Source organism: Aequorivita flava (assembly GCF_038742595.1).
Lineage (GTDB): Bacteria > Bacteroidota > Bacteroidia > Flavobacteriales > Flavobacteriaceae > Aequorivita > Aequorivita marisscotiae.
In genome coordinates this window covers 216,936-231,841 of record NZ_JBANCF010000002.1, presented here as the reverse complement: position 1 = coordinate 231,841, position 14,906 = coordinate 216,936, and the positions used below count along the sequence as shown (strand labels likewise).

Below are 14,906 nucleotides of genomic sequence, written 5' to 3'. Positions count from 1 at the left end.
AATAGCTTTCAATAATACAATTTTAATCCTCAAAAGCCAGTTTCACCATCATGGGTTTGTCGTTGCTTTCTGCTTGCACCAAAATATCAGATTTGTTTAACATAATCCCAAATCGAAGCCCGAGGTGTGCGTTGTAAATATCTGGATACAAAATTTTCTCATATCTAAATGCCCCAGTTTCGTACATTTTTAGAAGGTATAAGCGCGGTCCTTCCTTAAACTCTACTTCATTATTTTTCAAAATTTTTAAATCGGAAGCCGCATTCACAAAATAATAAGAAACATTGTTTTTTGTAGTGGAAGCATAGGATAGAAAAGGAATATTATCCAACGACCAAGCGCTTTGTTTTTTATTGATGTTTTTTGCCCAAACTAATTCGCCATTACCACTTATTCGGCAACTAATTATGTCTTTATAGATTCTATTGGCATTTACATAATCGCCAGATCCATCCATCCAAAATTCTTCAGCATTTATAATAATGTCGCCATTTTCTAGCATAAATGTGCTTCGATAAGAGAGGAACGATTTTAATTTTTCTTTCACTTTTCCGTATTTTTCAACCATAAATTCTTCCGAAAAAGGTTGAAAAGATTCTGTGGATGTTGCTAATGTTTTTGGGTTCAAATTAAATCGCACCACGCCACTATAGCCCATATAATTATCAAAAAAACCTGTGGTTGACGGGTCTGTGTAAAGCCCCACTGCGGCAAGCTTATCTGCATTATTTACCAATTGGAGCGAACGAATAATATTGTTGCTCATTATGGAAATTGGCTGTTGTTTTTTAGAAACTTTATCTGCTGAAAAAAGGATAAAATAATAATTTGGAGCGTTTTTCTTTTCTAAAATTATCTTGTCGTTAAAAACCCGTCCTAAAAAATAAACTGTGCCATCGTTACTCATTACCATATTGAAATATTGTAATTGCAACGGTTTACTTGCCATTTCTTTAAAAGAAATTAAACTTTCAAATTCGTATTCATATAGCTTTTCAAAATTTTTATTAAAAGCAATAACCAACAATGCACTGCCCTTTTTAGTTTTGGTGAATAGATTTAGTGCTATAAATTCTCCATTTTCAGATTCTACAATATCACCGAAGTTATAATTATGATGCAGGTTGTATTCTGGCTCGCTGCGAATACCAAAATGATCGTATTTGTTAAGACGTTTTCGGTCTATGGCATAGATTTCTTTTTCGCTAAAATTGAAATTTTCCTTTGAAGAAGTTAAGGTAGCAAAGGCATATTCTTTCGCTTTATAATTATACTGAAACTGTAGCAAAACCACCGAATCTTCGGTTAAAAACAGACCTTTTATTTCGTTTCGGTTTACGTCAACAGTAGTTCTTTTAAGCAATTTTAAATCTTTGCTGTAATGTTCAATATAATATCCTTTTGGGTTTGAAACGCTTGAATAATAATTTCGAACCGTAAAAATATCGCCGTTGGTATCTTCCTTGGCAAATAGTAGCGTTGTTTTAAATTTTTCATCTTTAAAAATTTCACTTGCTGTAATTTTAAGCGAATCTGTTTGTGCATAACTTATTGCACTTAGTAATAGAAAAATAGATAAAAGGATAGCTTTCATAATTTATGAATAATTGTGTAAATACTACTTAAAAAAATGGCCCTTCGTTTTAAAGAAAGGCCAAGGAAATTGCGTTGTAAAAAGTATGGTTTTTTCTACCTCAAAAATACGAGTTACACTTGTGGCCTACATTATATTTAGTTTCAAAAATTGTTTTTTAGATTTTTTTCTTCCTATAAAAACCAATTCACTGCCGTCCATAGCAGTGTGAATGCCTTGTTTCACAAAATAGGAAACATCGGAATCATCGGCGTCTACAACGTTTTTAAAGGTGTAATTTCCGTTATTATCAATTTTTATGGCGTACAAATTGGCTTTCTTCATATTGCCTTGTTTAAACTCAATACGGTCGTTGCTAATCTTCCTAATTTTATCGGAACAATTTATAAAAAGGTAGGTGTCATCACCAATTACAGATGAAGAAAATGATAAATATTCTATTACTGCTCCGGCGGTAGATTGGTTTTTATTTATATTCCGAGCCCACAATAATTCGCCATCGCGACTCATTTTCACAGATACAATATCGTTAAAATGATAGGTGGTAGTTGTGCTCATCCCACCATTCATACTAGATCGTGTGTGGGTTACGGTGTAAAATTCTTCGGCGTTTAGAACAATGTCTTCCTTTTCGTTTATAAAAGCACTTCTAAAACTGAGGTTTTTTAATTCTTTATCTTTTACTTTTCCGTACTTATCTTTAATAAACTCTTCAGAAAATGGCATATAGCTTTGCTTGGTAATTGCAAGCGTTTCTGGATCTAAATTAAAGCGGCAAACGCCTTTGTAACGAAAATCATTTTTTTCAGAATAGAAACCTGCACAGCTAATTTTATTTTTGCCGCGCACGGTAAACAGTGAGCCTATAAAGTTTTCGTCTGGCGAAAAACTTACGCTTTTCTCGGTAGATGCTGTAATTTTATGAAGCTCGTAATTGTAATTTGCCTTGCCTTTCTTTTTGGTTCTGGTTGAATTATTTTCGAATACTTTTCCGAGCAGATAAATCTCACCCGTTTCATCGTCAACGTCAATGTTTTCGTACTGAAATAACCTGTCTTGAATGTTTCTTTTAAACTCTCTTTCAAAAACAGGTTTAAAATCTTTGTCGAAAACATACAATCGCTGCGTTTGCGCTTCTTTGTCCTTTATATCGAAATTTACACAAAAGAAGTTCTTTTTAGCCGAAAAAGTAACTTCACCAAAGGGATTTGAATCCATTTGATTAAAACCATTGGTCATAAAGAAGGGACCTATGCCCACACCGAAAAATTTCTTTATTTCCTCCTCATCGAGTGAAAAAAGCGTTCGTTTTTCAAAATTTAATTTGCTGAGTGAGCTTTCAAGAATGTTGAAATTAAAAACGTCTGCTTTTGTGTCCAGTGCAGATTCTAGTAAAAATACAGTTCCGTTGTTAATCATTAAGCCTTTTATCTGGCTTTTGTCTATTTCAATTTCAGCTTCGTTAATCTGATTTAGTTTGGCGTCGTAATGATCTATATAGTAGCCTTTTGGCATTTGCAGCAAGCCGCTTCTGTATTCGCGAACGGTTATAAAGCCGCCATTTCCATCACTTTCAGAAAAAAGTAATGATGTGTTTTTCTTGTCGTCTTTAAAAACTTCGCTAGTAGTAGATTTTACTGAAATATCTTGGGCGAACGTAACATATGAGCCTATTAAAAATAGGAGAAGTATTATTTTTTTCATCTATAATAAGATTTGGGTTTAACGGTTGCCAAAGTACAAAACCAAATCAAATTACCGACAATAAAATATTATTTTCCCGGAAAATTTGCCTTTCTTTTTTGAAGAAAAGCTTGGGTGCCTTCTTTAAAATCCTCAGTGCCAAAGCAATTGCCAAATTCTTCAATTTCTACTTTAAAGCCATTTTCGCCATCTTCGTAGTTTGCGTTTATGGCGTTAATTGCCGATGCGATTGCAACGGAGGAATTTTTCATAATTTTTCCAGCAATTTTTTCCGTGAATTCCAATAAATCTTCTGAAGTGGTTACGTGGTTTACCAAACCGTACTGAAGCGCTTGATTTGCGTCTATCATTCCGGCGGTCATAATCATTTCCATCGCACCGCCTTTGCCTACCAATTGGGGTAAACGCTGCGTACCTCCGTAACCAGGTATTACGCCCAAAGATACTTCGGGAAGTCCCATTTTAGCGTTATCGGACGCAATACGGAAGTGAGCCGCCATTGCCAACTCTAGACCACCGCCCAAGGCAAAACCGTTGATGGCAGCTATTACGGGTGTAGATAGATTTGCCACAAAATCAAACAATAGTTCCTGACCTTTTGCAGCAAGTTTTGCACCTTCTTTAACCGAAAAGTTTGCAAACTCGCTAATATCTGCACCTGCAACGAAGGCTTTTTCACCGCTTCCGGTTACAATAATAACCTTTGTTTTTGATGATGCATTGGCTTCGTCAAACGCATTGTGCAATTCTTGAATGGTTTCGCGGTTTAAAGCGTTTAATTTAGACGGGCGATTAATTGTAATGGTTGTAATGCCGTTACTGGTTTCAGAAAGTATATTGTTGTATTTCATTTGTATTTTTTTTGAATTGTCGAATTTTATTTACCACGAGCTAACGAATAATTATGTAAAAATTCGTGCATTCGCAGTCAGCTCACAAAGCTACTAAAATCCTAAATCATTGCGGGAAATGAAACTTTAAAAGTGGTTTTTTCTTGGGTAGATACCAACGTTATTGTGCCACCGTAAGTTTCAACAATATTTTTTACCATTCCTAAACCTAGGCCCATTCCGCTGGTTTTGGTTGTAAATTGTGGTTCAAAAATGCAACTTCTATTTTCTTCGGGCACGCCAATTCCGTTATCGGATACTAAAATATCAATAATGGTATTTTCTAATTTTACGATTACGTCTATCCGCGGATCTAAAGGTTTCTTTTGTTCTATAGACTGAATGCTGTTTTTTACCAAATTAGTAACAACGCGAATTAGCTGTGTACGATCAAACCGAGCTCGAATTTCATCTTCATCTGAAAAGAAATAGATATAATCCTCATTAAAAATATCCAACGCCAACTTGCTTATTTTCACAACATTTAGTGTTTCGTCTTGCTGCGCAGGCATTTTTGCGTAGGTAGAGAAGGCCGATGCAATGGAGCTTAACGTATCAATTTGCTGAAGTAAAGTATTGGTGTATTCGGCCATTTTGGTGTCGAAATCGGGGTCGTTACAATCAAATTTTCGTTGAAAACTTTGTACGGTAAGCCGCATGGGTGTTAACGGGTTTTTAATTTCGTGCGCAACTTGTTTTGCCATTTCGCGCCAAGCAGTCTCCCGTTCGCTGGCGGCAAGTTGTGCGGCACTTTTTTCCAGCTCGTCTATCATTTGGTTGTAACTGTTTATAAGTACGGCAATTTCTTGGGGTGTATCGCTAATATGAATTTTTTTATTGCGGGTGTCAAAACGGGTTTCAGATAATTTGTCGCTAATTTCCTTTAGGGATCGGGTAATATATTTAGAAAGAAAATAGGCCATTATAGTTGCCACTAGCAACATAAAAAAATAGGCTACCCCAAGCCTATAAAGATATTCGGTGAGTTCTTTGGTTATAAAACCGTCGTCTTCAATATAGGGCAGATTAAGTATTGCCAGCGGTTTAAAATAACTATCGGTAATGTAGGTGTAAGAGGATTGATACTTTTGGCCGCCTTCTTCAAACTCTTTTATATAGCTTTTGGTTGGCGAATTTTGAAGCGCATTCAGCGCTTTTTCATTCATCTTGGGTAAAACGGTATCTTTAAAAAATGAAGGCTTTGACGATTTTAAAAGATTGCCATTTAAATCGTAAAGAAAAATCTCGAGACTGTGAATGTCTTTAATTTCGTAAATTTTCTCTTTAAAAATTAGCGGAATTTGTGCGGTTTCTACGGGATAAGTAGTGGTTTTTAAAATGTAATTAATGTTCTCCCTGATTGCGGCTTCTTTTCGTAAAAGTCTGTCGCGATGATAATCCTGCGCTTCTTCTTTATATTGAAAAACGGTAACAATAGCAATTAGTACAGAGGCTCCCAAAACCAATAGGAACAAGGAAAGAAAAATACGCGTGCGAAGTGATTTTCTGTAAAAGTACATTTACATTATTTTGAAGATAGAAAGATAGCAATAATCGAACCTAAAAGGAAAATTTCAAAAAAAAATCATTCTGTGCTCAATTGTGAAGTTGAATATGAAAATTTAAATATCAATTGTTTTTCTCTCTAATTCTTTTGTAAATTTTATATCCCATCATTAACATAATTGCAAAAACGAAAATACCCACGGTGCCATAAATCCAGTTAACGGCACTTTTTAATATAACCAGAAATACCACGGCAAATAAAATGAGAGTGGGCACTTCGTTAAAGAGGCGCATATAATTGGACGAGTATTTAACCTCGCCTTTTTGAAGTTGTTTAAATATTTGGTGGCATTTAAATTGATAAATTATTAAAGCCACTACAAAAGCCAGTTTTACCTGCATCCAAGCGTCGCTCACAAAAAATAAACGCATTCCGAGTAACCAAAACCCGAATACCAATGCCAAAACCATACTGGGCCATGTAATAATATTCCATAGCCGCGAAGCCATTATTTTTAGTTGTTCGCCCAAAATTTCCTTGTCGGGCGATGGTTTTTGTGAAGCTTCAATTTGATAAACAAATAAACGCACAATATAAAAAAGTCCCGCAAACCAGGTAATTACAAATATTAAGTGCAGCGATTTTATGTAGGGGTAATATTGTTCCATTAATAGCTCAGTTTCGTAAAAACTTGGCCGTAAAGATACCTAATTAATCAACTAATAGTAGTGACGAATTATTTATCGAGATTCAATTTTTGATGAATTTTTTTGTAATATTTCCTTCGGAAGATTGAATGGTAATAAAGTACATTCCTGCATTAAAGTTGGAAACATCTATTTCTTTTGAATTATTGTTTACCGAATTCATTACAATTCTTCCGTTAATATCTGTTATTGAAACAGATTCAAAATTGTGAATAGCGGAATGGATAATTAATTTATTCTGTGCCGGATTTGGAAAAACAAGTAAGTCCTTAATAGATTTATTGTCTGATATGTTGAGCGCAGGAAAGTTTTTATATACTTGGTATCCAGGAAAACTAAAATATTGCAGTACGATCATTTTTTCAGTCCCAGGTAGATCTATGAAATAAATATCGGCCACATCTTCATTAAGGAAAGGAATGAAAAAGTGTGTTTCCATGGCCTCAAAATCTCCACAATTTTCAGTTTCACGAACAATATTCCGAGGAATAAACATCTCATTAACACCTATAGGACCAGGTTCTATATATTCATAATTTCCGGAATAATTGTTACAAAAGGAAGTTCCGTGAAGCGTAAAGTCACTTTCTGTAATTAAGGTAGGACCTTCAGTTAATCCTAATGTATTTATGAAAACTTCTTCATCACTGAATGAAAAACTGTGCAAATACCAGTTGTCAACAAAATATTCTGGTGGTTGGGCAACTGCAATTTGAGTGGTAAAAAGGATTAAAAAAAGAAACAGCAGTTTTTTCATAACTTAATTTTTAATAAATTTCTTCGTAGTATTTCCTTCGGAAGAAGTGATATTCAAAAAATACATACCAGCTTTTAATGCTGAAACATCTATTTCATTTGAAATCATATTTTTAAATGAAACAATTATTCTGCCGTTAATATCTGTAATGGAAACTGAATCGAAGTCACTAATAATGGATTGTATAAATAATTTGTTTTGGGCTGGATTAGGGAAGAGCTTCAAATCAGAAAAGTTATTTTCAGAAGTGGAGAGTAATATGTTGGTAAAATGGGAGAGAAAGCCTGGGGCATATTCCCATGAAAGATAATCATTTCCGTCATTTCCTTCATAAACACTGGTGTCTAATAACATTCTGCCTTGAATTTCATACAAAGCGTATTCTGCTTCACCCGGCTGGCAATTGCTTTCGTCATTTATATAATTCTGTGGCTGTAATTGAAATAAATAAATATCGCCACTTCCTAAAATAAAATCGCCACTAATTGTTGCGCAGCTTTCAATGCCAGTATATGTAAAATCTGGATTTATAGTTATTTGTGGTGGATTGGGTCCGTTATAAAAAATGGGATCGCCCATGTCTCCTTCTTGCATAAAGAGATACCAAGTTTGAAACAACATGGGATTGGCTATGGGCGCAGGTTCTGTGCTATAATATGCTGTATTGTAATTTGTATCTCTCAGCCTTAAAAATTTAAAACCGTTGTTTTCAGAATAGAAAAAGGTGAATGTTTTAGTCTCGAGATTCAGATTTGTTAAGACATCATAAAAATATAAATCTTCATAATAGCAATTAGGTTCTATACAATCGTGTAGCGTAACACCATAATCATTGAGCGTCATTGAATTTCCGTTGAAGCTTGCCGCTGCATTCATTGTATTGAAAATGCCGTCAGCCTCCAAAACGTAATCCCCTGCAACTTCGTAAATGGTTAAATTAGGATTTTCGCCATTAGGGGTTAGATACGTATTTCCAATGTATAAGGATTTTAAGCGAAAAGTCTCGTTCAGCATTCCAGCAGGCTGCGCGAATGATGACAACATTGAAATACCAAATACAAGAAGTAGTAGTTTTTTCATAACCGAGGAATTAGTATTTTAAAGATACTAAAAAATCGACCTAGTCCGTAAGCGTTTTCCGGATTTCCCGATTCAAAAAATAACCCGTTACAATAGTAGAGAGCACATCGGCCGCGGGAAAGGAAATCCAAACCCCAAGTTCGCCAAAATAATGGGGCAGTATAAAAATAAGTGGAATAAAGAAAAACCCTTGCCGTGTTAAAGTTAGAAGCAGGGCCGGAACAGCCTTCCCAATTGCTTGAAAGTATGCGGAGCCAATAAGTTGGATTGCAATTATAGGTGTTGCGGCAAAAACCCAACGCATATATTCAGGGGTTTTTGAAAGTATATCTATATCATTTGTAAATACTGAAACAATAGCTTCAGGGAAAATTATTATAACGGTAAATATAACGAGGCCCAAGCCGCCAGCATAAAGTATTGCTTTGTTAATACTTTCGCGTACGCGTGTAAATTGATGTGCTCCATAATTATACCCAGCTATGGGTAAAAAACCTTGTGTAACCCCAAGGATAGGGAAGAGTGCAAACATTAACATGCGGGCAATAATACCATAGGAAGCAACGGAGGATTCGCCGCCAATGTCGAACAAAATATTGTTCATTAAAAGATAGGTTATGCTCACCACAGCCTGTCGAGAAAGCGTAACAAATCCAAGTGCAGACATTTCCTTTAAAATAGGCAGATCTAAACCAAAGTGCGGCATACTTATTTGTAGTTCCGATTTATCGCTTAAAAAGAAATAAAGCACATACAAAAAACATAAACCGTACGAAATGGTGGTTGCCCAAGCGGCACCAGCCATTCCCATATCTAAATGATAAATTAAAATGTAATCTAAGATCAGATTCCCCACCGACGGAATTATCATCGCAATCATTGCAAACTTCGGTTTTCCTTCAGCGCGGATTACATTATTGCCCATCATACATAACGCCAAAAGTGGCACTCCGTAGAGCACAATACGGTAATAGATTTTGGCAGGTTCAAAAATGGCCCCTTTACCACCGAAGGCCGGAATAAGTTCATTTATAAAAATTAATCCGAATACTACCATTGCGGTAGTAAGTAACAGCGTTAGGGTAATTTGATTGCCGAAGGTTTTTAATGCGCGCTCTTTATTTCCGCTTCCAAGAGCACGCGAAATTATAGATGAACCGCCAATTCCAATGGCCATTCCCAAGGCAGCGATAAAAAATGAAACAGGCAGAACCACATTAATTGCAGCTATAGCGATGGAACCAATCCAATTTCCTACAAAAATGGTGTCGACTAAAATATTCAGCGACATCACTAGAATTCCAATAGAGGCAGGAACCGCTTGTTTAATTAATAAACTTCCAATGGGTTCTGTGCCTAAAGCGGCAGATTTATTGTTCATTTCTTTTAGTTCCTTTAATCTGAAAGGGGCTTAGGCAATCGCAGTTTTTGTATCAACTATACGCCATTGATCAATCCAGCCCGTTAGCACTTCGGCCCAATCGTCGCGGTCGTTCAAGCATGGAATTACCGTGAATTCCTTTCCGCCTGCTTCGTGAAAAATTTCTTCACCTTCCATGGCTATTTCTTCTAAAGTTTCAAGACAATCGCTTACAAATGCCGGAGTTACAATGGCTATTTTTTTTATGCCTTCGAGGCCTAAACGCTCAATGGTCCTATCGGTTGGCGGTTTTAACCACGGGTCAAAACCCAAACGCGATTGAAAGGCATTGGAGTAGGTGCCCGGTTTTAAATTTAATTTTGCAGCAACTAATTCGGTGGTTTTAAAACATTGGTGACGGTAGCAAAATTGGTGTGCTGGTGACTCGGTTACGCAGCAGCTGCCATCAATTTTACAGTGGCTTTTTGTAATATCGCGCTTATAAATATGTCTTTCCGGAACCCCGTGATAGCTAAATATTAGATGCTCATAATCTAAACCTTCCAGCTTTTCTGCCATGCTCTTTGCGAGTACTTCAATATATTCGGGTTTATTGTAAAATGCGGGGAGGGAAGTAATTTTTAATTGTGGAAAAAATTCATTTTTAAGTTCTTCCACCTTCACGTCAATGGTTTCTGTAGTTGCCATTGCAAATTGCGGATAAAGCGGAATTGTTAATACTTCATCTACGCCTTGATCTACCAATTCTTGTAATCCTTTTTTAAGTGTCATACTACCGTAGCGCATTGCCAAGGCCACCGGAACCGTAGTTTTGTTTTGTATTTTTTTCTGAAGTCTTTCAGAAAGCACTATTAATGGCGAACCCTCGTCCCACCAAATTTTTTGATAGGCTTCGGCAGATTTTTTTGGTCGCGTATTTAAAATAATTCCACGAACGATAAAGGAACGCAACCAAAAGGGCACGTCTATGACCCGAGGATCCATTAAAAATTCGTCTAAATATTTTTTAACATCTTTTGGATCGGTGCTGTCTGGCGAGCCGAGATTTACAAGGAGAACTCCCTTCATAGGAAAAAATTTTAGGCAAAATTACGTTTTTAAAACGCAATGCTCAAAGGTGATGACACTTTAAAATAATAGTGCTATTTTAATTAATTATACATTCAATCCCATTAAAAACTTTTTTGGCGTTGTGCCAAATTTCTTTTTAAAAGCTGCAATAAAGTGGCTGGAGGCACTATATCCCACTTTTAGTCCAACTTCATTTACATTGTGCGAACCCGTGGCTAAAAGTTGGCGTGCAACCTCCATTTTATAATCGAATAAAAAACTGAAAACCGAATCGCCATAAATTTGCTTAAAACCTTCTTTTAATTTGTTTAAGGGCAAATTTATCTCGTCTGCCAATTGCTGCAAAGTTGGGGGTTCGGTCATTCGGGCAATTATAATTTGTTTCGCTTTTTTTATTTTAGAAACATTGTCTTCGTCTGCTAAAAAGGGACATTGCTCTACATCGGCATCTACAGGCCTATTAAAATAGAGGCTTAGCAGTTCGTAGGCTTTTGCTTTAAAATAAAGCGGTTTAATGGTAGGATGCAAATTATAATTCATCAATTGGTTTAACACAATGGCCATCGATGGCGAAATTTGTGCGTCCTTATAGTATTTTCGATCTTTATTTTCATCGCTTAAAAAGGTAATATAGTTTGCTTCCGTAGAAAAAAGACTGTGAAATTTATTTATGGGAAGCAGTACAGAAAGCACCCACGAATTTATATTGAGCGTTAAATCTAGTGGCAAATCACGCTGCGGATTATACAGCAATAACGAATTTCCTTCCTGAATTGGTAACTTGTAATTTCCATCATTAAAAATAAACGACGCCGTACCTTTTATACAAAAATGAAACTGTATAAAATTAGAGCTTACTTCGCGTTTAAAAGTTTGATTTTCATCACTTTCGTTGTTAAACTTTAAGATAAGGAACCCTGGTTCAATTGTAGTTTCTCTGTAGAAACCTTGAGCGACATTTTTTTGTAAATCCATCTCGTTTTTAAATTAATTCTATTTAGAACTGTTCTAAATAAAGCGCTATTAATTTGGTTTGGAAACCGCGAATTTAGGGCTAAAGTATGATAAAAGTCATTTTTTAAATATTTTTAACAGACATCGACATAAAAGATACCGCTGGCGTTACTTTTTAAAAAACAATGCACTTACATTTGCTCTGTTTTATATGAAATGGCTTCGAATAAATTTTAAACCAACCAAAAGAAAATATTTTAATTACATTATTTCTTTTCGGCGTTGCGAAAAAGCCTTCCAAATTTCACAAATATAATCCATGAATGAAAACTAATTTGAAAACATATTCTGGAGAAGCACTCGAAGGTAATTTTTATACCATCGGGTTAAACTACAAAAAAGCAGATGCCGAGATACGTGGTCATTTTAGCATTGACGATACCGCAAAGGAAAAAATATTAGAGCAGGGCAAGGCAGACGGAATTCCTTCACTTACCGTTATCTCTACCTGTAATCGCACCGAACTTTACGGTTTTGCCCAGCATCCGTATCAGCTTATAAAACTGCTCTGCCAATATACCAACGGCACGGTTGAGGAATTTGAAAAAGTGGCGTACATTTATAAAAACCGCGATGCCGTTTCACATCTTTTTACCGTGGGAACCGGACTAGACAGTCAGATTTTAGGCGATTTTGAAATTATAAGTCAATTGCGAAATGCCTTCCGCGAGTCTAAAAAGCGCGACATGATTAATCCGTTTATGGAGCGTCTTGCCAATGCCGTTATTCAGGCCAGCAAACGTATAAAAAATGAAACAGGTATTTCTTCGGGTGCCACTTCTGTCAGTTTTGCCGCGGTACAATATATTATGGCCCATGTGCCGCAAATTTCAGAAAAAAACATTCTCCTTTTCGGAACTGGAAAAATAGGCAGAAATACCTGCGAAAACTTAATTAAACATACCAAAAACGATCATATAACGCTTGTTAATCGAACAAAGGAAAAGGCGGAAAAGGTTGCTGGAAAATTTAATTTAGTTGTAAAAGACTACGCCGATATTCAAAGCGAAATTGCCCAGGCAGATGTGCTTATTGTCGCCACCGGGGCACAGCAACCCACTATTTCGCAGGAACTTTTGTACCTAAATAGACCGTTGCTAATTTTAGACCTTTCAATTCCTAAAAACGTTTCGGATGATGTTTTGGAAAATGAATTGGTAACCCTGGTGCACATGGATCAGCTTTCGGCGCTCACCGATCATACGTTGGAGCAACGTGCGGCGCAACTTCCGCTCGCTAAAAAAATTATTGCCGAAATAGAAAAGGAATTCAACAAATGGGCGGATCATAGAAAATATGCGCCAACCATTAATGCTTTAAAAAATAAGTTGATTGAAATTAAAGCCGGCGAATTAGATTATCAAAGTAAAAAAATTGATGGTTTTAACCAAGATCAGGCCGAAATAATCAGCGACCGCCTTATTCAAAAAATTACTACACATTTCGCCAACCATCTAAAGGGCGAAGAAGGCTCTGCCGAAAGTATTGAACTTATTAGAAGGGTCTTCCAACTTGAAACTGCCTAACCTTGAAAAAAACAATCCGAATTGGTACGCGCGACAGTGAACTTGCACTTTGGCAAGCAAACACTGTAAAGTCTAAACTCGAAAATTTAGGTTACACCACTGAGCTTGTTCCCGTAAAATCTACAGGTGATCTTGTTTTAGACAAACCACTTTACGAAATGGGAATTACCGGTATTTTTACAAAAACCTTGGATGTTGCCATGATAAAGGGCAAAGTTGATATTGCCGTACACAGTATGAAAGACGTGCCAACGCAATTGCCATACGGTATCGTGCAAACAGCTGTTTTAGAGCGCGCTTCTTCAGACGATATTTTAGTAACTACAACCAAAATAGATTTTGAAAAACCGTGCACTATCGCAACGGGAAGCCTCCGCCGACAGGCACAATGGCTTAATCGGTACCCACACCACAAAGTTGTAGATATTCGCGGCAATGTTAATACTCGACTTCAAAAATTAAAGGATAGCGATTGGCAAGGTGCGATCTTCGCAAAAGCAGGATTGGAAAGATTGGGTATTGCCAATGGCGATGCCATTAAAAGTCCGTCCTTTACAGGGGCTGGCGAAGCCTTACACTGGATGCTTCCTGCACCGGCACAGGGTGCAATGGTTGTGGTGGCTTTGGAAAATGATAAATTTTGTACGGAAGCCACGTCAAAATTAAATGATATTCGAGCACAGATTTGTACGCATATTGAACGCGAATTTTTAAGAACTTTAGAAGGCGGCTGCACGGCTCCGATAGGAGCATTTGCCGAAATTATTGGCGATGAAGTGCTTTTTAAAGGTTGCTTATTTTCTTTAAATGGTAAAAATAAACTCGAAATTGAAAAAACCGTTAAAATAACTAATTACCAAGAATTTGGAAAAAAATGTGCTTTGCATATCCTAAATAACGGCGGTACCGAATTAATGGCGCAGATTAAAAAGCAGATCAATAAGTAATTTTTATATTCAATTTAATGAAAAGCGTTCTTTCAACTAAAAAATTGAGTCTTTCTCAAAGAGAGTTGTTGCTGAATGCATCTGTTTCGTTGGTTGAATATAACGCGATAAAAATTCAATTTGAAGTTTTTGAAATTCCCCCGAAAATTAAAAACGCAATATTTACAAGTCAGAACGGGGTTCATTCCTTTTTTGAGAACAATCGGTCGAGCGAAATTAAAAATTGTTTTTGCGTTGGTGAAAAAACAAAATTACTTCTCGAAAAAAACGGTTTAAAGGTGATTAAAATGACTGAATATGCTGCAGATTTGGCTTCATATTTAGTTGAAAATCATAAAGACGATACCTTTCATTTTTTCTGCGGAAATATTCGAAGTGAAGAAATTCCCTCGAAATTAAAAGAAAATAACGTTTCATTTCAAGAAATAGTGGCTTATAAAACCACGCTAAATCCTATAAAAATTAACAGACAATTTAACGCCGTGCTTTTTTTTAGTCCCAGTGGCGTCCGAAGCTTTTTTTTAGAAAATAAACTCACTAACGGAACGGCGGTTTGTATAGGAACAACAACTGCTTCCGAAGCAAGAAAATTTATGGAAAATGTGGTAATTTCAAATACCACGACTGTTGAAAGTGTTATTGCTAAGGCAGCAAAATTATTAATAACGTAATATCCGTTCGATCGCAATCGAGTACTCCTTATAACTCTCAACTGCGCTCGAAACGAC

At 36.3% G+C, this 14,906-nt stretch carries 13 protein-coding genes; 3 read left to right on the top strand and 10 right to left on the bottom strand.

Annotation, left to right across the window (positions count from 1 at the left end; genetic code table 11):
* Positions 1 to 22: 22 nt before the first annotated feature.
* The 10 genes from VZD24_RS03415 to VZD24_RS03370 form a co-directional block, all read right to left on the bottom strand.
* Positions 23 to 1,594 carry a hypothetical protein gene (locus VZD24_RS03415; protein WP_342686856.1) on the bottom strand — a complete coding sequence of 524 codons (1,572 nt, stop codon included), beginning with the start codon at positions 1,592 to 1,594 and terminating at the stop codon, positions 23 to 25.
* Positions 1,595 to 1,720: 126 nt separating this feature from the next.
* Entirely contained in the window at positions 1,721 to 3,298 is a 1,578-nt protein-coding gene (locus VZD24_RS03410) for a hypothetical protein (RefSeq protein ID WP_342686858.1), read from the bottom strand.
* Between the two features lie 68 nt (positions 3,299 to 3,366).
* A complete protein-coding gene (locus VZD24_RS03405) occupies positions 3,367 to 4,149 on the bottom strand; it encodes an enoyl-CoA hydratase/isomerase family protein (protein ID WP_342686859.1) in 783 nt (260 codons plus the stop codon).
* 101 nt (positions 4,150 to 4,250) lie between these two features.
* On the bottom strand, positions 4,251 to 5,708 hold the full coding sequence (locus tag VZD24_RS03400; RefSeq protein ID WP_342686861.1) for a sensor histidine kinase: 1,458 nt from the start codon (positions 5,706 to 5,708) through the stop codon (positions 4,251 to 4,253).
* A gap of 109 nt (positions 5,709 to 5,817) precedes the next feature.
* Positions 5,818 to 6,363, bottom strand: a complete 546-nt coding sequence (locus VZD24_RS03395) for a CopD family protein (RefSeq protein ID WP_342686863.1) — start codon at positions 6,361 to 6,363, stop codon at positions 5,818 to 5,820.
* Between the two features lie 82 nt (positions 6,364 to 6,445).
* Complete coding sequence (locus tag VZD24_RS03390) at positions 6,446 to 7,159, bottom strand: T9SS type A sorting domain-containing protein (RefSeq protein ID WP_279449787.1); 714 nt, start codon at positions 7,157 to 7,159, stop codon at positions 6,446 to 6,448.
* 3 nt (positions 7,160 to 7,162) lie between these two features.
* Positions 7,163 to 8,239: a T9SS type A sorting domain-containing protein gene (locus VZD24_RS03385; RefSeq protein WP_342686865.1), complete on the bottom strand. Its 1,077-nt coding sequence runs from the start codon at positions 8,237 to 8,239 to the stop codon at positions 7,163 to 7,165.
* Between the two features lie 40 nt (positions 8,240 to 8,279).
* Positions 8,280 to 9,620 (bottom strand): MATE family efflux transporter, encoded by a 1,341-nt coding sequence (locus VZD24_RS03380; protein WP_279449789.1) that lies wholly within the window; start codon positions 9,618 to 9,620, stop codon positions 8,280 to 8,282.
* A gap of 30 nt (positions 9,621 to 9,650) precedes the next feature.
* Entirely contained in the window at positions 9,651 to 10,688 is a 1,038-nt protein-coding gene (gene hemH, locus VZD24_RS03375) for a ferrochelatase (RefSeq protein WP_279449790.1), read from the bottom strand.
* Between the two features lie 87 nt (positions 10,689 to 10,775).
* Positions 10,776 to 11,666 (bottom strand): AraC family transcriptional regulator, encoded by an 891-nt coding sequence (locus tag VZD24_RS03370; protein WP_342686867.1) that lies wholly within the window; start codon positions 11,664 to 11,666, stop codon positions 10,776 to 10,778.
* A 302-nt stretch (positions 11,667 to 11,968) separates the two neighbouring features.
* Between VZD24_RS03370 and hemA the strand changes: the two genes are divergently transcribed.
* The 3 genes from hemA to VZD24_RS03355 are packed head-to-tail and all read left to right on the top strand — an operon-like array spanning position 11,969 to position 14,849.
* Positions 11,969 to 13,231 carry a glutamyl-tRNA reductase gene (gene hemA, locus VZD24_RS03365; protein WP_342686868.1) on the top strand — a complete coding sequence of 421 codons (1,263 nt, stop codon included), beginning with the start codon at positions 11,969 to 11,971 and terminating at the stop codon, positions 13,229 to 13,231.
* Between the two features lie 2 nt (positions 13,232 to 13,233).
* Complete coding sequence (gene hemC, locus VZD24_RS03360; protein ID WP_342686869.1) at positions 13,234 to 14,178, top strand: hydroxymethylbilane synthase; 945 nt, start codon at positions 13,234 to 13,236, stop codon at positions 14,176 to 14,178.
* Between the two features lie 17 nt (positions 14,179 to 14,195).
* Positions 14,196 to 14,849 carry a uroporphyrinogen-III synthase gene (locus tag VZD24_RS03355; protein WP_342686870.1) on the top strand — a complete coding sequence of 218 codons (654 nt, stop codon included), beginning with the start codon at positions 14,196 to 14,198 and terminating at the stop codon, positions 14,847 to 14,849.
* The last annotated feature ends 57 nt before the right edge of the window (positions 14,850 to 14,906 follow it).